A 20,465-nucleotide genomic window follows, 5' to 3' on the forward strand; every position below is an offset into this window, starting at 1 on the left:
TAAGATGAAGCGAAATGTTATATTATTAAAGCCGCTAAGAACGGCGAAGATGATCTTTGAAAACTAAACAAGACAAAACGTACCTGTTAATTCGAGTTTTTATAAAAAATCCTATGATACATCATAGGTAGTCAGTCAAACTGGCGAAAAGCAAAACTTCGGTTTTGTACTTTTTCGGAGAGTTTGATCCTGGCTCAGGACGAACGCTGGCGGCGTGCCTAATACATGCAAGTCGAGCGGACAGAAGGGAGCTTGCTCCCGGATGTTAGCGGCGGACGGGTGAGTAACACGTGGGTAACCTGCCTGTAAGACTGGGATAACTCCGGGAAACCGGAGCTAATACCGGATAGTTCCTTGAACCGCATGGTTCAAGGATGAAAGACGGTTTCGGCTGTCACTTACAGATGGACCCGCGGCGCATTAGCTAGTTGGTGAGGTAACGGCTCACCAAGGCGACGATGCGTAGCCGACCTGAGAGGGTGATCGGCCACACTGGGACTGAGACACGGCCCAGACTCCTACGGGAGGCAGCAGTAGGGAATCTTCCGCAATGGACGAAAGTCTGACGGAGCAACGCCGCGTGAGTGATGAAGGTTTTCGGATCGTAAAGCTCTGTTGTTAGGGAAGAACAAGTGCAAGAGTAACTGCTTGCACCTTGACGGTACCTAACCAGAAAGCCACGGCTAACTACGTGCCAGCAGCCGCGGTAATACGTAGGTGGCAAGCGTTGTCCGGAATTATTGGGCGTAAAGGGCTCGCAGGCGGTTTCTTAAGTCTGATGTGAAAGCCCCCGGCTCAACCGGGGAGGGTCATTGGAAACTGGGAAACTTGAGTGCAGAAGAGGAGAGTGGAATTCCACGTGTAGCGGTGAAATGCGTAGAGATGTGGAGGAACACCAGTGGCGAAGGCGACTCTCTGGTCTGTAACTGACGCTGAGGAGCGAAAGCGTGGGGAGCGAACAGGATTAGATACCCTGGTAGTCCACGCCGTAAACGATGAGTGCTAAGTGTTAGGGGGTTTCCGCCCCTTAGTGCTGCAGCTAACGCATTAAGCACTCCGCCTGGGGAGTACGGTCGCAAGACTGAAACTCAAAGGAATTGACGGGGGCCCGCACAAGCGGTGGAGCATGTGGTTTAATTCGAAGCAACGCGAAGAACCTTACCAGGTCTTGACATCCTCTGACAACCCTAGAGATAGGGCTTTCCCTTCGGGGACAGAGTGACAGGTGGTGCATGGTTGTCGTCAGCTCGTGTCGTGAGATGTTGGGTTAAGTCCCGCAACGAGCGCAACCCTTGATCTTAGTTGCCAGCATTCAGTTGGGCACTCTAAGGTGACTGCCGGTGACAAACCGGAGGAAGGTGGGGATGACGTCAAATCATCATGCCCCTTATGACCTGGGCTACACACGTGCTACAATGGACAGAACAAAGGGCTGCGAGACCGCAAGGTTTAGCCAATCCCACAAATCTGTTCTCAGTTCGGATCGCAGTCTGCAACTCGACTGCGTGAAGCTGGAATCGCTAGTAATCGCGGATCAGCATGCCGCGGTGAATACGTTCCCGGGCCTTGTACACACCGCCCGTCACACCACGAGAGTTTGCAACACCCGAAGTCGGTGAGGTAACCTTTATGGAGCCAGCCGCCGAAGGTGGGGCAGATGATTGGGGTGAAGTCGTAACAAGGTAGCCGTATCGGAAGGTGCGGCTGGATCACCTCCTTTCTAAGGATATATGGAGCAGCGTACGTTTTTCGTCTTGTTTAGTTTTGAAGGATCATTCCTTCAAACATGTCTCTAGCGAGACAGGATTGTTCTTTGAAAACTAGATAACAATAAGTAATACATTCACATTGAATGCAATGCAAAGTTCATCACACATAGTGATTCTTTCTAAAGTAAGAAATGGTTAAGTTAGAAAGGGCGCACGGTGGATGCCTTGGCACTAGGAGCCGATGAAGGACGGGACGAACACCGATATGCTTCGGGGAGCTGTAAGCAAGCTTTGATCCGGAGATTTCCGAATGGGGAAACCCACTGCTCGTAATGGAGTAGTATCCATACTTGAATACATAGAGTATGAGAAGGCATACCCGGGGAACTGAAACATCTAAGTACCCGGAGGAAGAGAAAGCAAATGCGATTCCCTGAGTAGCGGCGAGCGAAACGGGAACAGCCCAAACCAAGAGGCTTGCCTCTTGGGGTTGTAGGACACTCTATACGGAGTTACAAAGGAACGATATAAGCGAAGAGGTCTGGAAAGGCCCGCCAAAGAAGGTAACAGCCCTGTAACTGAAATGTTGTTCTCTCCAGAGTGGATCCTGAGTACGGCGGAACACGTGAAATTCCGTCGGAATCCGGGAGGACCATCTCCCAAGGCTAAATACTCCCTAGTGACCGATAGTGAACCAGTACCGTGAGGGAAAGGTGAAAAGCACCCCGGAAGGGGAGTGAAATAGATCCTGAAACCGTGTGCCTACAAGTAGTCAGAGCCCGTTAACGGGTGATGGCGTGCCTTTTGTAGAATGAACCGGCGAGTTACGATCCCGTGCAAGGTTAAGCAGAAGATGCGGAGCCGCAGCGAAAGCGAGTCTGAATAGGGCGCATGAGTACGTGGTCGTAGACCCGAAACCAGGTGATCTACCCATGTCCAGGGTGAAGTTCAGGTAACACTGAATGGAGGCCCGAACCCACGCACGTTGAAAAGTGCGGGGATGAGGTGTGGGTAGGGGTGAAATGCCAATCGAACCTGGAGATAGCTGGTTCTCTCCGAAATAGCTTTAGGGCTAGCCTCAAGGTAAGAGTCTCGGAGGTAGAGCACTGATTGGACTAGGGGCCCCTACCGGGTTACCGAATTCAGTCAAACTCCGAATGCCGATGACTTATCCTTGGGAGTCAGACTGCGAGTGATAAGATCCGTAGTCGAAAGGGAAACAGCCCAGACCGCCAGCTAAGGTCCCAAAGTATACGTTAAGTGGAAAAGGATGTGGAGTTGCTTAGACAACCAGGATGTTGGCTTAGAAGCAGCCACCATTTAAAGAGTGCGTAATAGCTCACTGGTCGAGTGACTCTGCGCCGAAAATGTACCGGGGCTAAACGTATCACCGAAGCTGCGGACTGTTCTTACGAACAGTGGTAGGAGAGCGTTCTAAGTGCAGTGAAGTCAGACCGGAAGGACTGGTGGAGCGCTTAGAAGTGAGAATGCCGGTATGAGTAGCGAAAGACGGGTGAGAATCCCGTCCACCGAATGCCTAAGGTTTCCTGAGGAAGGCTCGTCCGCTCAGGGTTAGTCGGGACCTAAGCCGAGGCCGAAAGGCGTAGGCGATGGACAACAGGTTGATATTCCTGTACCACCTCCTCACCATTTGAGCAATGGGGGGACGCAGGAGGATAGGGTAAGCGCGGTATTGGATATCCGCGTCCAAGCAGTTAGGCTGGGAAATAGGCAAATCCGTTTCCCGTGAAGGCTGAGCTGTGATGGCGAGCGAAATTTAGTAGCGAAGTTCCTGATTCCACACTGCCAAGAAAAGCCTCTAGCGAGGTGAGAGGTGCCCGTACCGCAAACCGACACAGGTAGGCGAGGAGAGAATCCTAAGGTGATCGAGAGAACTCTCGTTAAGGAACTCGGCAAAATGACCCCGTAACTTCGGGAGAAGGGGTGCTTCTTAGGGTGTTAAAGCCCCGAGAAGCCGCAGTGAATAGGCCCAGGCGACTGTTTAGCAAAAACACAGGTCTCTGCGAAGCCGTAAGGCGAAGTATAGGGGCTGACGCCTGCCCGGTGCTGGAAGGTTAAGAGGAGCGCTTAGCGTAAGCGAAGGTGCGAATTGAAGCCCCAGTAAACGGCGGCCGTAACTATAACGGTCCTAAGGTAGCGAAATTCCTTGTCGGGTAAGTTCCGACCCGCACGAAAGGCGCAACGATCTGGGCACTGTCTCAACGAGAGACTCGGTGAAATTATAGTACCTGTGAAGATGCAGGTTACCCGCGACAGGACGGAAAGACCCCGTGGAGCTTTACTGCAGCCTGATATTGAATGTTGGTACAGCTTGTACAGGATAGGTAGGAGCCTTGGAAACCGGAGCGCTAGCTTCGGTGGAGGCATCGGTGGGATACTACCCTGGCTGTATTGACCTTCTAACCCGCTGCCCTTATCGGGCAGGGAGACAGTGTCAGGTGGGCAGTTTGACTGGGGCGGTCGCCTCCTAAAATGTAACGGAGGCGCCCAAAGGTTCCCTCAGAATGGTTGGAAATCATTCGCAGAGTGTAAAGGCACAAGGGAGCTTGACTGCGAGACCTACAAGTCGAGCAGGGACGAAAGTCGGGCTTAGTGATCCGGTGGTTCCGCATGGAAGGGCCATCGCTCAACGGATAAAAGCTACCCCGGGGATAACAGGCTTATCTCCCCCAAGAGTCCACATCGACGGGGAGGTTTGGCACCTCGATGTCGGCTCATCGCATCCTGGGGCTGTAGTCGGTCCCAAGGGTTGGGCTGTTCGCCCATTAAAGCGGTACGCGAGCTGGGTTCAGAACGTCGTGAGACAGTTCGGTCCCTATCCGTCGCGGGCGCAGGAAATTTGAGAGGAGCTGTCCTTAGTACGAGAGGACCGGGATGGACGCACCGCTGGTGTACCAGTTGTTCTGCCAAGGGCATCGCTGGGTAGCTATGTGCGGACGGGATAAGTGCTGAAAGCATCTAAGCATGAAGCCCCCCTCAAGATGAGATTTCCCATTCCGCAAGGAAGTAAGATCCCTGAAAGATGATCAGGTTGATAGGTCTGAGGTGGAAGCGTGGTGACACGTGGAGCTGACAGATACTAATAGATCGAGGACTTAACCTATATTCTAATGTGAAAAATGAACATTGTTATCTAGTTTTGAGAGAACATTCTCTCCATCAGGTTTGGTGGCGATAGCGAAGAGGTCACACCCGTTCCCATACCGAACACGGAAGTTAAGCTCTTCAGCGCCGATGGTAGTTGGGGGTTTCCCCCTGTGAGAGTAGGACGCCGCCAAGCTTTTTGTTTATATCCTTCCAATGGAAGAAGTTACTTTATCCATTCCGCAGTAGCTCAGTGGTAGAGCTATCGGCTGTTAACCGATCGGTCGTAGGTTCGAGTCCTACCTGCGGAGCCATGCTTCCATAGCTCAGTAGGTAGAGCACTTCCATGGTAAGGAAGAGGTCAGCGGTTCGAGCCCGCTTGGAAGCTTTCCTCTATATGATAATGGTAAATGTTAAGGTTTCTCGTTGATGAGAAGGCTTTTTTTGTTTGTTTTAAAATAAGTTGACGTTTATTGATCTTAGTTAGGCTCATGAAAATAGAAAATGACTCGAGCGATTTTGATGGAAGCTTTGCCTTAGCTTTCTATATACTCCTTCTATTTGTTCTTGATTCTTCGGCGTATTTCTTTTATCCTTACTAAAGTGATGACTACCTCTCTTACAAAAGACTCTGTACGTTCCTCTTTTTCCCCGAAATTGAATGGTTATTGTTTTTCCCTTTCTGTATCTCCGGGTTTTATTCGCCTTCTTTTTCCTTGTACGGTATGTATATAAAAAGGAGTAGATGGTTTGAAAGATTTATTTGTAAAGCAAGAATGGTTTGGACATGTGCGTCAGGATGTGCTGGCGGGTATTTTAGTGGCCTTGGCTTTGATTCCTGAGGCGATTGCGTTTTCGATTATTGCGGGCATTGATCCTAAGGTCGGTTTGTATGCTTCGTTTTGTATCGCGATTGTGATTTCGTTTGTTGGTGGACGGCCAGGTATGATCTCTGCCGCTACTGGTGCTATGGCGCTGGTCATGGTCAATTTGATTGCAGATCATGGATTGCAGTATTTGTTCGCAGCTACGATTTTAACAGGCTTGATTCAAATTGTGTTTGGATTGTGCCGTGTTTCTCGTCTGATGAAATTTATTCCGAGGTCTGTGATGGTTGGTTTTGTTAATGCATTGGCAATTATGATCTTCATGGCACAGCTGCCGCATTTCGTTGGGGAATCCATGGCTATGTATGTCATGACAGGTGGAGCATTGTTGATCATTTATGTATTGCCGATGGTCACAAAAGTTATTCCCTCTCCACTTGTTGCAATTATTGTGATGACGATGATTGCTGTATTTGGGCATATTGATGTCAGAACGGTTGGGGACATGGGAGAGCTTCCTAGCTCTTTACCAACTTTTCTTATTCCCAATGTACCGTTTAGCTGGGAAACACTTGCTATCATTTTTCCTTATTCCTTAGCACTTGCGATGGTTGGTTTACTTGAATCTTTATTAACAGCGCAGATTGTAGATGATATGACGGAAACGTCTAGTCGTAAAAATAAGGAAGCGAGAGGCCAAGGAATTGCCAATGTGGTGGCAGGATTTTTTGGCGGTATGGCTGGCTGTGCGATGATTGGTCAATCTGTGATTAATACAAAGGCAGGGGGACGAGGCAGGCTTTCTACCTTTGTGGCTGGTGCATTTTTAATGGTATTGATTTTTGTGCTCGGTGATGTAGTCGTTCAAATTCCAATGGCTGCTCTTGTGGCCGTCATGATCATGGTTTCTATTGGTACTTTTGATTGGAGTTCATTCCAGCAGCTAAAAAAGAACCCAAAAACAGATTCTCTTGTGATGCTTGTCACGGTCGTGACGGTGGTGTTCACTCATGATTTATCCAAGGGTGTTTTTGCAGGAGTGCTGCTTAGTGCCGTATTCTTTGTGGCTAAAATATCAAAACTTCATATCACCTCTACAGAAAGCCAAGCTGGTACATGGATTTATCGAATTAAGGGACAAATTTTCTTTGCTTCCGTGACTGAATTGATTCAAGCCTTCCATTATGGAAACGACCTGAAAACGGTTGTGATTGATTTGTCTGAAGCGCGTATATGGGACGAATCAGGTGTGGCCGCGATTGAACGTGTGAAGGAAAAATATCGTACAGCTGGTGTAGAGGTGGACGTAGTTGGAATGGATACGTCTAGTCAAAAACTTATGAAACAAGTGATCGGATCTTAAAGAGACTTTTCTGTTTGTTACAATAGAACAAGGAAGAAAGTGAAGGATGGAGGTGGCCGGCATGCTTGTCCGTTTGAATCAGGTGCTCGGCCGGATGATGCCGCTCATTACGCCTGTCAGCGTGCTACTTGGTGTATTATTGGCGGCGTATTTAAAAGATTTCACCTTTTTGGTGCCTTGGGTGTTTGCTGTGATGACATTTTCAGGGAGCTTGTCATCTACTTTTTCAGCTTTAAAGCATACGGTGATGCATCCATTGCCTTTGATTTTATCGTTTATGATTTTGCATGTGCTGATGCCCCTTTATGCATGGTCGGCGGGGCATTTGATATTTGCGGGCGATTCTATGACGATCACCGGTTTGACGCTTGCGATGGTGATTCCGACAGGTGTGTCTAGTTTAATATGGGCGGCAATGTATAAAGGGAATGTGGGGTTAACGTTATCTATCATATTAATTGATACATTGCTTTCGCCATTGATTGTGCCAGTAAGCTTGTCAATCTTCGTTGGTACACAGGTCCATATGGACCTGGCGGCGATCATGAAGGGGCTGTTTGGTATGGTGGTGCTTCCATCTATATTAGGGATGCTCGTTCGGCAGTATGCAAAGCCATCGGTGACAAAAGCAATGAGTCAGACCTTGGCTCCTTTTTCAAAATTAGGCTTGTTTGTTGTCGTATCGATTAACAGTTCTGTTGTCGCCCCATATTTGCGTGAACTGGATGTTGCATTTTTTAGCAAAGCAGCGACTGTCTTTTTCATTGCGATGAGTGGGTATGCGTTTGCGTGGTTGATTGGAAAGGCGATGAAATGTACCCAAGGAGAAATTGTGGCGATTGTGTATACGGGCGGTATGCGGAACATTAGCGCGGGTGCTGTGCTTGCCATTAGCTTTTTCCCGCCTGCTGTTGCTGTTCCTGTAGTGATTGGCATGCTGTTTCAGCAAGTGCTTGCAGCCTTGTTTGGCTTTTTACTTCATCGTTTCGAGCTGAAAGTACCTGCTGTGACTAAGTCTTTATCATGAAAAAACCTCCATCCTTTAAGGTGGAGGCTTTTTTGCGATTAATAGATGAGGTATTTCTTCCGTTTCTTTTCGAATGTCTTTAGGTCATGGTGGTATTGTTTCATGATGTGTTTGATGGAAGTGCCTTTATTGATTTCTTCTTTGATCCAGCTATTCCCGATGAGTTTATCAAAGCTACCTGTTTGTAGGAATTGAAAGTCATTAGGATACAAGTCATGTATTGCTTTGATGATGGATAGACCTGTTTTGACTGCTTCGAATGATTTTCGGTCTGTGACATAAAGCTGTACCCCGTGAGACAAAGTCCCGGCATGTTTTGAAAAGGTAGGGGTAAATGAAACAGGTCTAAATTGAACGCCTTTTAGTTTTAACCCATTTAAATGATCTGCTAGCTCGTTGCTATTGATATATGGAGCGCCAATGAGTTCGAACGGTTTTGTCGTTCCTCTGCCTTCAGAAACGTTTGTGCCTTCGATTAATCCTGTTGCTGGGTAAACAAAGGTACTATCAACGGTCGGCATATTAGGTGAAGGGAGGACGAACGGTAGCTTCGTGTCATCGAACGTCATGGATCGTTTCCAATGTTTCATTTTGATCACTTTTACATCAGCGTTGATATGAAACTCTTTGTTAAACATGTATGCAAGTTCTCCAGTTGTCATCCCATGTCTTAATGGGATGGGATAGAGACCTACAAAAGAGGCGTGTTCTGGCTCTAATACGGGTCCTTCTACTTTTACCCCACCTATTGGGTTTGGACGATCTAAGACAACAAATGGAATGTTGTTTTCCTTAGCTGCTTCCATTGCATACGCCATCGTGTAAATATAGGTGTAATAACGAGTACCAACGTCTTGAATATCAAATAGCAGGACATCTACATTTTTGAGCATTTCAGGAGTTGGCTTTCTTGTTTTTCCATAAAGAGAGTAAACAGGCAGGCCTGTTTTTTCGTCAGTATACGATTCGACGCCTTCTCCTGCTTGTGCATCACCGCGCACGCCATGTTCAGGCCCATACAAGGCAGTCAGTTTAATATCGGGGTGTTCAAATAGCAGATCGACACTGCTTTTCATGTTTGCATCAATGCCTGTAGGATTCGTAATAAGCCCTACTTTTTTCCCTTTAAGCCAAGAGAGGTTACTTGAGAGTAATGTTTCGATACCTGTTTTGACTGTTGCTTTTTTTCCTTTTGTATCTGTTCGTTCTGAATCTGCGGGGGAGGCGGCGGTCAATGTGCTGATCATGAGAATGCTAGCGAGTATCAAGCTTGCTGTCTTTTTCAAGAGAATCCCTCCTATTTGATCTGTTTTCCTTTTAAATTGAGTCCATAGCCAAATGGGTAAAGGGTTTGATTAGGATGAGTGACTGATGGGATAGCGACGGGTAATTTCCCTTTAGGTGAGGCCGCTCCAAAAATCACTTCTAGTCCCGCAGGAATATTCGGTTGATTGAATTGTCCGTTTGAGTACCCTTTAAAACCGTACACAGCTAGTAAGGCATCGGCTTCTTCAAAATTTGCCGCATCATAAGGGTTTCTAAGACTCATGATGACCAATTTTTTGTTTTGTGCTGCTGCTTCTTTCATGACAGCACGAGGGAAGGCCGTTGCCCATTTTTTCGGATCCTGTACACCGTCATCAATGACGCCATCATTCACAGCCGGGTCATTTTGGACAACGTAAGAGCCGGTAATGACATAGTCAGCATCTTGAATGAGTTTGGCTGTTTCTTTGGAGAAGCTCTTATCTGCAAATGCGTATGATTGGATTTGCACAGGTTTAATCTTTTTCTGTTTGATCAGAGATTCAATTGTGACGGACATTGCTTTTGTTTGATCTTCGTATGGTGCCATGAGTACGATTTTGTCATTCTTTTTAGGCTTAAAAGGCAAGGTTTTGTCGTTGTTTTTAAGGAGAGTGATTCCTTCACGTGCCATTTTTTGTTCTGCTTTTCGGTGCGACTTTTGACCAACGAGCTGTGTGGCTTTTTTGATTTTCTTCTCAAGGCTTACTGATTTATTGGCAGAAATGATGCCGCGTTTGATCTTTAATTGAAGGATTTTTTCGACAGATTGATTGATCTGAGATATCGGAATTTCGTTTGTGAGAACTGCTCTTTTTAAAGCATTGAACACATTCTCTAGTTTTTTTTCTGTCTTTAAGGACGTGACAGGTGCTGGCATGAGGGCAATGTCGACGCCTGCTTTAATAGCCATTACCACAGCTTCTTCCTGTCCGAAGTTATCTGCAATCGCTTTCATATTGAGGGCGTCTGTTACAACCACTCCTTGAAAGCCCATGTCTTCTTTTAATAAGTTTGTGATGACTTTTTTTGATAAGGTTGCTGGAACCATAATGTCCTCGCCATCTTTTTTGCTTTTATACGTTGTGTCATCAATGGCTGGGAATTGAACATGAGCGGTCATGACCATATCTGCCCCTGCGTTGATTGCTTGTTGAAATGGATACAGCTCCACCTTTTTAAGACGATCTAGATCATGTTCGACAAGCGGAAGACCGTAGTGACTATCAACAGCTGTATCACCATGTCCCGGGAAATGCTTTAATGTGGAAATGGTCTTTTCCTTTTGAAGGCCTTTCATGGTTTGCAGACCAAGTCTCGTGACAAGTTCAGGGTCAGAGCTAAAGGAACGGACACCGATGACAGGGTTATTCGGGTTATTATTTACATCAAGAACAGGAGAGAAATTTGTATTGATACCTAGAGCGTTTAATTCTTTGCCGATGATTTTTCCAGTGTCATAAGCATTTTTCTTACTTCGAGAGGCACCAATCGACATATTTCCTGGGAAATGTGTTCCCTTTTGTAGTCTTGTGACGATTCCGCCTTCTTGATCAATGGAAATGAGTAAAGGAATGTTAGGTGATGCTTGTTGAAATTCATGTGTGAGTTTGACGGTTTGTTTCGTATCAACGACATTTTCTGCAAATAAGATGACACCGCCTAAATGATATTTCTCTACAAGGTGAGAAACTTCTTTATTCATTTTTGTGAAGCCTGTAGGAGCGGATTCACCTTCTGCTTGCCAATTGCGAAAGTCTGGCATGAGCATTTGGCCAATTTTTTCATCCAAGGACATGTCCTGAACCATTTGTTTGGCAGTTGGGAGAGAGGCGGAGCTCACCTTTTCCGTTGGAATGGAAGAGGTGAGCAGGCCCAAAACGAGTGCAGCGGGGAACAGAGCTTTTAACATCGAATTCCTCCTTTTACTTAAAAGATTCGTAGATTGCAGTCATGATGCTTCCATAAGTACCAGTTGGGAAAAGGTCACCTTCAAATTGATTTGGGTTGACTTCAGGTGAAACGACGGGTGAATGCTTTTTATTTGTCAGCAAGACGACGCCTAGATTGTGTTTTGGATCAATCAAAGTCATCGTTCCGGTCCAGCCTGTGTGTCCATACGCTTCTTTACTTGCGTACTTCCCAAACATCCATTCCATGTCAGTATTGCCGTTTTTCCGCCAGCCTAGCCCGTAAGTTGGGTTCGTGTCTGATGATTCCGTAAAGAGATCGATAGAAGCTTGGTCAAAGATGGTTGTTTTCCCATAGCCTCCTTTATTGAGCATCAGCTGAAGCAGTACGGCCATATCTGATGTATTAGAGAAAAGTCCAGCATGTCCGGAGACACCTGCCATTGAGTAATAGGCTTTCTCATCGTGGACTTCACCTAGCAGGGAGTACCTGCGAATGTTTTCAAAATCAATGACACCATCGCGTGTATTGCCTAGACGCTCGGTTGCTGCAAAATGCTTTGGCTTGAATCCCTTTTTCAGCGGATTGAACATGGTATGTTTTAGACCAAGCGGTCGATAAATCGTCGACTCTACATATTGATCAAGTGGCATACCGGTTTTTTTCTCAATGATCATGCCTAACAGCATGTAATCAATATCACTATAAATATGCTGAGTGCCTGGCTTGTATTGCAGAGGCACCTTTGGTAGCCATTTCATGGTTGTTTGTCTATCTTGAGAGAAAAAAGAGCCCGCTTGCTCTTTGCTATAAAATAAAACACTGGAAGGCAGTCCGGCAGAATGGGTGAGAAGATCCTTGACTCGAAGCTGATCTTTGCCGGTTACCTTTGCATCTGGTTCATCTTGAAAGTCAGGCAGGATGGTTTGTATTTTTTCATTTACATCTAGTTTTTGTTCATATACTAGCTTTTGCAGGGCATAGTTGGTGGCATACATTTTTGTATTGGATGCCAAATCGAACAGTGTGTTCTTTTTCATTTTCTTATAGAATTTGAGTTCTGTTGTCCCTTTATATTTTTGTCTGTAGCCATAGGCTTTTTGATGGACGATCTGACCATCCTTGATAATGATGAGTGCTGCCCCTGGAAACCCTGCTTTGATATCGTTTTGAATCATGTGATCAACCTTCCTAAGCTGCCTAGAAGAAAAACCTACTTGTTCCGGTCGTTTTGCTTTTTTTAAGACGGGATATTCTTCAGGTGCTGTTTTAGACAAAGACGATACAGGATGGGAGCTAGTTGCAAATGTTTGTACTGGTAACCCTAGGAGCATGAACAAACTTGTGATGATGAGAAAATATTTCTTCAAGAGCTAGACCTCCTATTGCTTATTTTCCTCGAATTCAACAGCCATATCATCATGAAATCCGAATAAGTATGTGAAGATAAATCCAGCGACATATGCAATGAAGAGACCTATTAAGTAAAGCAGCATTTGATGTGTGTGAACGATAAAGGTTAATGGGAGACCTGATACCCCGATTGCTTTAGTGGCGATTTGGAAATAGGCTTGAAATGCTCCGCCGATTCCAGCGCCGAGACAAGCAGTGAGGAAGGGTCTTCCGAGCGGGAGTGTGACACCGAAAATGAGCGGTTCTCCAATTCCAAGCATTCCTGAAGGAAGTCCGCCTGCAATGGCTCTTTTCAGCTTTTTCTTTTTTGTTTTCATATAAATGGCAAAAGCAGCACCGACCTGTCCTGCGCCTCCCATAGCGAGGATTGGCAGAAGCGGGTCAGCTCCAATTGAATTAATCAGTTCCATATGAATAGGTGTTAGGCCTTGGTGAAGTCCAGTTACAACAAGAGGAAGGAAGGTCGCACCAAGAACAAATCCGGCAAAAATACCGCCAATGTTTAATAGATAAGTAAGTCCAGAGGTGATGGCATCAGATATAAATCCGCCGACTGGCATGAAGATAACGTACGTGAAAATGCCTGTAATGAGTAGTGTGATGGTTGGTGTGACGATGATATCGAGTGATTGCGGGACGAAGCGTCTGATCCGGGTCTCAACAAGTGCCATAAAAATAGCTGCAAGAAGAACACCGATAAGTCCGCCTCTACCTGGTAGAATATTAGTGCCAAATAACATAATATCAGCGGCAGCTGGGTTAATGATGAGAATACCTGCTAATGCGCCTAATGCAGGAGAGCCACCAAATTCTTTTGCGGCGTTTGTTCCTACTAATATACCGAGATAAGCAAACAAGCCTGAGCCTATAACGGTTAGAATAATCGCAGCTTGAGATTTTTCATCGAGCCAGCCTGCTTGCACGACCGCTTTTGTAATACCCGTTATAAGACCCGATGCAACGAGTGCTGGAATAATGGGAATGAAAATGCTGGCGATCCGCCGTAAGAACAGCTTGAATGGTGTGCGGTTCTTTTGTGAAATGGCTTGTTTGTTTTTCTGTGCTTCGTTGTTTAAGTCATATGAACCTGAGGCATTGAGCAGCTGTTCAAACGCACTTGATACTTGGTTGACAACACCTGTGCCTAAAATGATTTGCAGTGTTTCCGCTTCGACGACACCAATGACGCCATCGAGTTCTTTGATCGCGGTGGTTTGCACTTTTTCACGATCAATGGGTGTAATTCGGAGACGTGTCATACAATGTGTGTGGGAAGAGATGTTTTCAGAACCACCACAGAGTGAAAGGATGTCTTTCGCCAACTGCTGATATTTTTTTTGATGACTCATGTTGAATCCCCCTTTGTTTTTCGTTTCATGGAGCGGATGGCATGCCTTGTTTTGTCAATATATTGTGCTGTCTGTTCATATTGACGAGAGGCTAAACTGAGGAACAAGACATCGATTAAATAGAGCTGTGCCATTCTAGAGGAAGTGGCAGCACTGCGAAAAGGTGCTTCATTGGAACCGGACGTTGATAGATGAACATCACACAATGCAGAAACGCTTGTATGCCCTGGATGCGTTAAAGCAATGGTTTTCACTTCATTTTCTTTGGCGAGCTGAAGGGCTTGGATGATGTCTAACGTTTCTCCAGAAAAGGATATACCGAACACAATGTCATTCTTTCCAGCATTTGCGATGACCGTAGATGCGATGTGCATGTCAGTAAAGGCTGTAGCTGCATAATTGATTCTGAGAAATTTCTGCTGGGCATCAGCTGCGACGATGCCAGATGCACCCACACCGATAAAATGGATTTGGTTTGCATTCAGTAGCAGTTGAACAGCTTTTTCTAAAGCTTCTACATTTAAAATAGAGGCTGTATCTTTGATCGATTGAATGGTGTTTCCTGCTGTCTTTTGAATAATGGATTGAAGTGGTTCATCTTGTTCGATATCCCGGTAGCCTTGTTTATCAGTGTGCATTAAGTCTCCAGCGATCCGCATTTTCAAATCGTGATAGCCATCCAGCCCGAGAGACTTACAGAGGCGGATGACGGCAGAGCTGCTTGCGCCGGCAGCCTGACTGATTTCATGCACTGTGCTTTTAATGACTTTGTCAGGATGGGCAAGGATATAGTCTGCAATGATTTTTTCAGATTGGGGAAGCTTTGATTTCATTGTGTGTAGTAGGGTGAGTCCGCCTGCTGACATGAGTTTCCTCCTTTAAGATTGATGACGTAAGATGGCTTTGTCGATGTGACCATCTGCTTTGTTGAGCAGGTCTTTGGCTGTCTTTTTATCTGTTTTGGTTTGGAGCATGACGATGGCTGTTTTAACTTCTAAATCGGCTGCTTCAAGGGCTTTTACGGCTTGTTCGTAGGAAGCATTGGTCACATGCTGAATGATGGTGATGGCGCGTTCTTTCAGTTTATGATTGCTTACTTTTACATCTACCATCAGGTTTTCATATACTTTGCCTTGTCTGATCATGACAGAGGTGGAAAGCATATTTAAAATCATTTTATGAGCGGATGCGGCTTTCATTCGTGTTGACCCAGTGATGGCTTCTGCTCCTACGACGACTTCAATGGCGCAGTCTGCTAGTTCGCTAATCTCTGCTTGTTCATTGCAGCTGAGGGCTACTGTTTTTGCTCCAATGGTTCTAGCATAGTTTAAAGCGCCAATGATATAGGGTGTTCTACCGCTCGCCGCGATGCCGACAACTGTATCTTTTGATGTCAGGTGGATGTGTTCTAAATCTTTTTGACCAGCTTCTTCACTGTCTTCCACATCTTCTGCTGCATGTGAAAAGGCAGAGTCGCCACCGGCCATGATGCCTACGATGACATCAGGTGAAATGCTATAGGTAGGTGGACATTCGACCGCATCCATTACCCCAATTCTGCCGCTTGTTCCAGCGCCTAGATAAATGAGTCTGCCCCCATTCGAGATGGATTCAAAGGCAAAGTCACTTGCTGTCTTTACGTCTGGAAGGACACGGTTGACGGCTTCAGCGACCTTCATATCTTCCGCATTTATCATTTGGAGTATTTCTAGCGGGCTTGCTTGTGAAATTCTCATGGTGTTAGGGTTTCTTGATTCTGTTGTCAAAGAACGCAGTTGAGATGGCTGCATGTGACATACCTCCTTATTTCTTCATTTTCAGTATATTGAGTATGACATGAAATTTCAATATTATATTTAAATACTGAAATTATATTTCAGTCGAAATGTTGTGCTGATGAGGGTTTAATAGTTAGAAAATAAAAAAAATAAAAATCCCCTTTACAAAAGGGGGACAACCTGTATATAATAACTTTTGTCAGCTTCACGGAAACAGTAAACTTGACAAACTGGCCCGTTGGTCAAGCGGTTAAGACACCGCCCTTTCACGGCGGTAACACGGGTTCGAATCCCGTACGGGTCACCATCATGTGGAGGATTAGCTCAGCTGGGAGAGCATCTGCCTTACAAGCAGAGGGTCGGCGGTTCGAGCCCGTCATCCTCCACCATATGCCGGTGTAGCTCAACTGGTAGAGCAACTGACTTGTAATCAGTAGGTTGGGGGTTCAAGTCCTCTTGCCGGCACTGTTTTTCTTTTATCAATTCCATATGTGGAGGGGTAGCGAAGTGGCTAAACGCGGCGGACTGTAAATCCGCTCCCTCCGGGTTCGGCGGTTCGAATCCGCCCCCCTCCACCATTTTTGGGCTATAGCCAAGCGGTAAGGCAACGGACTTTGACTCCGTCATGCGTTGGTTCGAATCCAGCTAGCCCAGTTAAGACACCTTTTTTAAAAAGGTGTCTTTTTTTTATTTTGACGATTGGAATGTATAACTATTCAAAATATTGTTGAGTTGAGTCAGAAGGCACCGAGAAAGTAAAATATAAGCATGAACGGAAAGGGGATGTACATATGGGAGATCAAAAGAAGGTCACAATTGTTGGGGTGCCGATGGATCTCGGTCAAATGAGAAGGGGCGTCGATATGGGGCCGAGTGCCATTCGCTGTGCTGGTGTAAAAGAAAAATTGGAATCGCTTTCATTTGATGTCGAAGATCTAGGGGATATTCCCGTTGAGCAAAGGGATGATGAGAAAGGTCTCTATACAAGTGAAAAACTGAAAAACTTAACGGAGAATGCTGGCGCAAACCAGCTTCTTGCTGAAAAGGTTAGCAGTATTGTGCAGTCAGGTTCGTTTCCGCTGATTTTAGGCGGGGATCATAGCATTGCAATTGGTACACTAGCCGGTGTAGCTAAGCATTATAAAAGTTTGGGTGTCATTTGGTATGATGCGCACGGTGATTTAAATACAGAGGAAACTTCTCCTTCTGGAAATATTCATGGGATGCCGCTCGCTGTCAGTCTCGGCTTTGGGCATGCTGATTTAATCAATATTGGCGGTTATACACCTAAAGTAAAGCCTGAGAATGTGATCTTGATTGGTGCTCGTTCTTTAGATGAAGGAGAGCGGGCATTGATTAGAGAAAAAGGCATTAAAGTGTATACGATGCATGAAATCGATCGATTAGGGATGACGAGAGTAATGGAGGAAGCCATTGCGTATTTAAAAGAAAGAACAGATGGTGTTCATTTGTCGCTTGATTTAGATGGGCTAGATCCTGCAGAGTGCCCTGGCGTGGGAACGCCGGTTGCTGGCGGCATCAGTTATAGAGAGAGTCATCTTGCAATGGAGCTTTTAGAGGAAGCAGGGATTTTGACATCTGCTGAGTTTGTTGAGGTGAATCCGGTATTAGATGAGAAAAATAAAACAGCAGAAGCGGCAGTTGCATTAATTGGTTCTTTAATGGGTGAAAAGCTATTATAGAGCGGGACTTGTTCCCGCTTTTTTTAAATTTTGGGGAAATTTAAGGATATGTTAAGGTTTTTACCGGCTGATAAGCGTAACATGCTGTCAAAAATTTGTTACACTATTTTTTAGAGGAGAATGAAACCTTTTGGAACGAGGTTCGTATACATAAAGACCGGTGAAGGCAGAGGTTGAATATACTATGGAAACAATGATTAAAAAGAGAATTAAGCAAGTGAAAAAAGGCGACCAGAACGCATTTGCAGACATCGTAGACCTGTATAAAGACAAAATTTATCAGCTGTGCTATCGTATGCTTGGGAATGCACATGAAGCAGAAGATATTGCGCAGGAGGCGTTTATTCGTGCCTATGTGAATATTGAGAGCTTTGATGTGAATCGTAAGTTTTCCACGTGGCTGTACCGCATTGCAACCAACCTGACCATCGACCGTATTCGTAAAAAAAAGCCGGATTATTATTTAGATGCAGAGGTGGCAGGGACAGAAGGACTGAATATGTATTCTCAAATTGCGGCTGACGGCATTTTGCCAGAGGACGAGGTGGTGTCGCTTGAATTATCGAGCACCATTCAGCAAAAAATTTTAAGATTACCCGATAAATATCGCTCGGTCATCGTATTAAAGTATATTGATGAACTCTCGTTAAAAGAAATTAGTGAGATTCTGAATATACCAGTTGGTACGGTGAAAACGAGAATACACAGGGGTAGAGAGGCTCTCCGGAAACAGTTGAGAGACCTTTGAGTGAGGTGATTTTGATGAGCTGTCAGGAAAAAATCGTCCTGCTTATGCATCAGTATTTAGACGGGGACATAGAGCCCGAAGATGAAAAAGAATTAAAGAGCCATCTGCAATCGTGTGAGGAATGCCGTACTCATTTTCAACAAATTGAGAAATCCATCGCGCTCGTGCAGAGTACATCTCATATAGAAGCACCATCTGATTTCACTGCAAAGGTGATGGCAGGTCTTCCAAAGGAGAAAAAGCGTGTGTCGATTCAAAGATGGATCAAAGCTCATCCGCTAATGGTCGCCGCTGCCCTCTTTGTCATATTGATGGGAGGCAGTCTGTTTACTAGCTGGAATACGGATCATAATTTCAGTGTGTCAAAGCAGCCGAATCTCGTGGTTGAAAATGATACAGTGACGGTACCTAAAGGGGAAACCGTCAAAGGTGACGTCACTGTGAAAAATGGCAAGCTGATTGTAGAAGGCAAGGTTGATGGAAACGTAACAGTCGTCAATGGAGAACAGCTGACTGCTTCTGCCGGACAAGTCACTGGTCAAATCAATGAAATTAATGAAGTGTTTGATTGGGTTTGGTACAAAATGAAGTCTACAGCACAAGACGTGATGCGGGTCATTGGACCAGAGGAGCAAAAGTAAATCAAACAGTTTGAGAGCAGTCTCTAAGGGACTGCTCTCAGATTGTAGAGAAACTCATGTTTTTCTACAATCTTTTTTATTTTCATCGTAATGATGATGGATGAGATTGAATGAAAAAGGCCTCCCACACACCTAACCTAGCTTCGCTAGATGTGTGGCAATCTTCTTCATGTTCTGACAGGCAGCTGTGAGAAGAACTTGCTCACTCACATTTTGTTTTCCCCTCAACCGGCAGTAGCGAAGCCCGTGCAGTTGTTTTGAATCTGCAAAGCTTCGCTCTATTTTTTCTTTTCTTTTTTTATATAGCTCTTTTCCAGAGACAGATAGACGATTTTGTCTGATCTTTTCTTTATGTTCTTCCCATATGTGTCTTGAGATGACTTTTTGATGATTTTTCGACCTTGTGCATCTTTCAAGGAAAGAACACGATGCACATTTTTTAGGATCTGATTTGTAGAATCGATAACCCTTTCGATCAGTTGTTGTATATAATAGCTTCTCACCATTTGGGCATATGTAATGATCATGTTCAGAGTCATACTTGAATTTCCACTTCTCAAATAAACCTCTTGTTGGATGAAAGCGTCTATGTGCGATGACACCAAAAATACGGCGATCTGATAAACCTTTACAGATTGGGGTCGTCAAATAACCAGAATCAAGGGCAACAGCTTCTACTTGAAAACCAAATCGTGCGATTTGGTGATCCAACCGATCAAGATACGGAACAGAATCATGGACATTACCGGGCGTGATGTGGGCATCCGTGATGATATTGTACTTCATATCCGTTGTACGGTGGTCTAGGTAGAAAAAGCCTTCCGGTTTGTTTTCACGATAAAGATAGCCACTTTCAGGATCAGTCGTACTTTGACGAATGTCTTTTTCCGTTTTCACCTCCTCTTTTACCTTTAAGGGCTTTTTTCCGTGTGCCACCCGATCTTCTTGGATCGCTTCTTCTAAATCATTTATATAGTTCTGGGTATCTTGTTCAATCGTTTTTCTCATATATTTATGTTTATTGGCATTGGCTTTAAGATGAGTTGAATCAGTAAAAAGAACGCGGCCTCCTACCATATCATGATTGATAGCTTGAAGCACAATCTCGTCGAAAATGTCTTGAAAAATCGTTGTATCTTTGAATCGAGTACGACGATTCCAGCTAATGGTCGAGTGATGAGGAACGGGGTCATTGATGTTCAAACCTAAAAACCATCTATACGCCATGTTATAGTAAATTTCTTTTTCAAGTTGTCTTTCAGAACGGATACCGTACAGGTATCCGATAAACATCATTTTGAACAAAATAAGTGGATCAAGAGAAGGACGACCTTTATTCTCGCTATAATACGGTCTTACTTTATCTACGATAAATGAAAAATCAATGTACTGATCAATTTTACGAAGCAGGTGATCCTCTTCGACCAGTTGATCTAGCAATACAAATTCAGCTTCGTGCTGAGAAGAATTTCTAGTGTGGAACATGAGAAAAACACCTTCCTTTAGTGGGCTTTTCTCTATTATAAAATGGGGTAGTGGAAAATTTAAGGGGAAAAATAAAGCTGTCGAGATTTTCTCGACAGCCT

At 45.0% G+C, this 20,465-nt stretch carries 12 protein-coding genes, 7 tRNA genes and 3 rRNA genes; 15 read left to right on the top strand and 7 right to left on the bottom strand.

The annotated features are described in order from the left end of the window. Positions 1–171 precede the first annotated feature (171 nt). The 7 genes from M2353_RS00415 (at position 172) to M2353_RS00445 (ending at position 8,031) form a co-directional block, all read left to right on the top strand. A 16S ribosomal RNA gene (locus M2353_RS00415) occupies positions 172–1,720 on the top strand. A 182-nt stretch (positions 1,721–1,902) separates the two neighbouring features. Beyond that, positions 1,903–4,833 (top strand): 23S ribosomal RNA (locus M2353_RS00420). 61 nt (positions 4,834–4,894) lie between these two features. Beyond that, positions 4,895–5,010, top strand: a 5S ribosomal RNA gene (rrf, locus tag M2353_RS00425). Together the 16S, 23S and 5S rRNA genes with 2 tRNA genes alongside form the textbook arrangement of a ribosomal RNA operon. Before the next feature lie 43 nt (positions 5,011–5,053). Continuing rightward, positions 5,054–5,128: transfer RNA gene (locus M2353_RS00430), tRNA-Asn, on the top strand. 1 nt (position 5,129) lies between these two features. Next, positions 5,130–5,202 (top strand) — tRNA-Thr (locus M2353_RS00435). A gap of 362 nt (positions 5,203–5,564) precedes the next feature. Next, positions 5,565–7,004: a SulP family inorganic anion transporter gene (locus M2353_RS00440; protein WP_284724700.1), complete on the top strand. Its 1,440-nt coding sequence runs from the start codon at positions 5,565–5,567 to the stop codon at positions 7,002–7,004. A gap of 61 nt (positions 7,005–7,065) precedes the next feature. After that, the gene (locus tag M2353_RS00445) at positions 7,066–8,031 is read left to right on the top strand and encodes a bile acid:sodium symporter family protein (RefSeq protein WP_284724701.1); all 966 of its coding nucleotides are present in this window, start codon (positions 7,066–7,068) and stop codon (positions 8,029–8,031) included. Between the two features lie 38 nt (positions 8,032–8,069). Here M2353_RS00445 and M2353_RS00450 read toward each other — a convergent pair whose 3' ends face one another. Genes M2353_RS00450 through murQ form a run of 6 tightly spaced genes read right to left on the bottom strand, consistent with a single transcriptional unit; the run spans position 8,070 to position 15,799 of the window. Then, complete coding sequence (locus M2353_RS00450) at positions 8,070–9,278, bottom strand: exo-beta-N-acetylmuramidase NamZ family protein (protein WP_407707998.1); 1,209 nt, start codon at positions 9,276–9,278, stop codon at positions 8,070–8,072. Positions 9,279–9,328: 50 nt separating this feature from the next. Then, complete coding sequence (locus tag M2353_RS00455; RefSeq protein ID WP_284724702.1) at positions 9,329–11,248, bottom strand: glycoside hydrolase family 3 protein; 1,920 nt, start codon at positions 11,246–11,248, stop codon at positions 9,329–9,331. A gap of 13 nt (positions 11,249–11,261) precedes the next feature. Continuing rightward, a complete protein-coding gene (gene pbp4b / locus M2353_RS00460) occupies positions 11,262–12,617 on the bottom strand; it encodes a penicillin binding protein PBP4B (RefSeq protein WP_284724703.1) in 1,356 nt (451 codons plus the stop codon). Between the two features lie 12 nt (positions 12,618–12,629). Then, positions 12,630–14,009, bottom strand: coding sequence for a PTS transporter subunit EIIC (locus M2353_RS00465; protein WP_284724704.1), 1,380 nt, complete (start codon positions 14,007–14,009; stop codon positions 12,630–12,632). Then, a complete protein-coding gene (locus tag M2353_RS00470) occupies positions 14,006–14,875 on the bottom strand; it encodes a MurR/RpiR family transcriptional regulator (RefSeq protein ID WP_007498558.1) in 870 nt (289 codons plus the stop codon). Before M2353_RS00470 ends, M2353_RS00465 begins: the two co-directional genes overlap by 4 nt. A gap of 12 nt (positions 14,876–14,887) precedes the next feature. After that, positions 14,888–15,799: an N-acetylmuramic acid 6-phosphate etherase gene (gene murQ / locus M2353_RS00475; protein WP_047946090.1), complete on the bottom strand. Its 912-nt coding sequence runs from the start codon at positions 15,797–15,799 to the stop codon at positions 14,888–14,890. A 220-nt stretch (positions 15,800–16,019) separates the two neighbouring features. Here murQ and M2353_RS00480 point away from each other — a divergent pair. The 8 genes from M2353_RS00480 (at position 16,020) to rsiW (ending at position 18,879) form a co-directional block, all read left to right on the top strand. After that, positions 16,020–16,094, top strand: a tRNA-Glu gene (locus M2353_RS00480). A gap of 6 nt (positions 16,095–16,100) precedes the next feature. Beyond that, positions 16,101–16,176 (top strand) — tRNA-Val (locus M2353_RS00485). A gap of 3 nt (positions 16,177–16,179) precedes the next feature. Next, positions 16,180–16,252 (top strand) — tRNA-Thr (locus M2353_RS00490). Positions 16,253–16,280: 28 nt separating this feature from the next. Then, positions 16,281–16,365: transfer RNA gene (locus tag M2353_RS00495), tRNA-Tyr, on the top strand. Positions 16,366–16,369: 4 nt separating this feature from the next. After that, a tRNA-Gln gene (locus tag M2353_RS00500) sits at positions 16,370–16,441 on the top strand. A 137-nt stretch (positions 16,442–16,578) separates the two neighbouring features. Then, on the top strand, positions 16,579–17,490 hold the full coding sequence (rocF, locus tag M2353_RS00505; RefSeq protein WP_072367588.1) for an arginase: 912 nt from the start codon (positions 16,579–16,581) through the stop codon (positions 17,488–17,490). Between the two features lie 184 nt (positions 17,491–17,674). Next, a complete protein-coding gene (gene sigW, locus M2353_RS00510) occupies positions 17,675–18,238 on the top strand; it encodes an RNA polymerase sigma factor SigW (protein WP_007498553.1) in 564 nt (187 codons plus the stop codon). A gap of 14 nt (positions 18,239–18,252) precedes the next feature. After that, positions 18,253–18,879, top strand: a complete 627-nt coding sequence (gene rsiW, locus M2353_RS00515; RefSeq protein WP_008344028.1) for an anti-sigma-W factor RsiW — start codon at positions 18,253–18,255, stop codon at positions 18,877–18,879. 132 nt (positions 18,880–19,011) lie between these two features. On the opposite strand, the gene M2353_RS00520 is transcribed toward rsiW, so the two are convergent. After that, positions 19,012–20,364 carry an IS1182 family transposase gene (locus M2353_RS00520; protein WP_096880954.1) on the bottom strand — a complete coding sequence of 451 codons (1,353 nt, stop codon included), beginning with the start codon at positions 20,362–20,364 and terminating at the stop codon, positions 19,012–19,014. Between the last annotated feature and the right edge of the window lie 101 nt (positions 20,365–20,465).

Source organism: Bacillus aerius (genome assembly GCF_029894105.1).
Taxonomy (GTDB): Bacteria; Bacillota; Bacilli; order Bacillales; family Bacillaceae; genus Bacillus; species Bacillus altitudinis.

Excerpts from the sequence above, each read along its gene's own strand:
- M2353_RS00455 (WP_284724702.1), bottom strand. The coding sequence starts at position 11,248 with ATGTTAAAAGCTCTGTTCCCCGCTGCACTCGTTTTGGGCCTGCTCACC.
- M2353_RS00470 (WP_007498558.1), bottom strand. The coding sequence starts at position 14,875 with ATGTCAGCAGGCGGACTCACCCTACTACACACAATGAAATCAAAGCTT.
- sigW (WP_007498553.1), top strand. The coding sequence starts at position 17,675 with ATGGAAACAATGATTAAAAAGAGAATTAAGCAAGTGAAAAAAGGCGAC.
- M2353_RS00520 (WP_096880954.1), bottom strand. The coding sequence starts at position 20,364 with ATGTTCCACACTAGAAATTCTTCTCAGCACGAAGCTGAATTTGTATTG.
- M2353_RS00465 (WP_284724704.1), bottom strand. The coding sequence starts at position 14,009 with ATGAGTCATCAAAAAAAATATCAGCAGTTGGCGAAAGACATCCTTTCA.
- M2353_RS00450 (WP_407707998.1), bottom strand. The coding sequence starts at position 9,278 with ATGATCAGCACATTGACCGCCGCCTCCCCCGCAGATTCAGAACGAACA.
- rsiW (WP_008344028.1), top strand. The coding sequence starts at position 18,253 with ATGAGCTGTCAGGAAAAAATCGTCCTGCTTATGCATCAGTATTTAGAC.
- M2353_RS00445 (WP_284724701.1), top strand. The coding sequence starts at position 7,066 with ATGCTTGTCCGTTTGAATCAGGTGCTCGGCCGGATGATGCCGCTCATT.
- rocF (WP_072367588.1), top strand. The coding sequence starts at position 16,579 with ATGGGAGATCAAAAGAAGGTCACAATTGTTGGGGTGCCGATGGATCTC.
- murQ (WP_047946090.1), bottom strand. The coding sequence starts at position 15,799 with ATGCAGCCATCTCAACTGCGTTCTTTGACAACAGAATCAAGAAACCCT.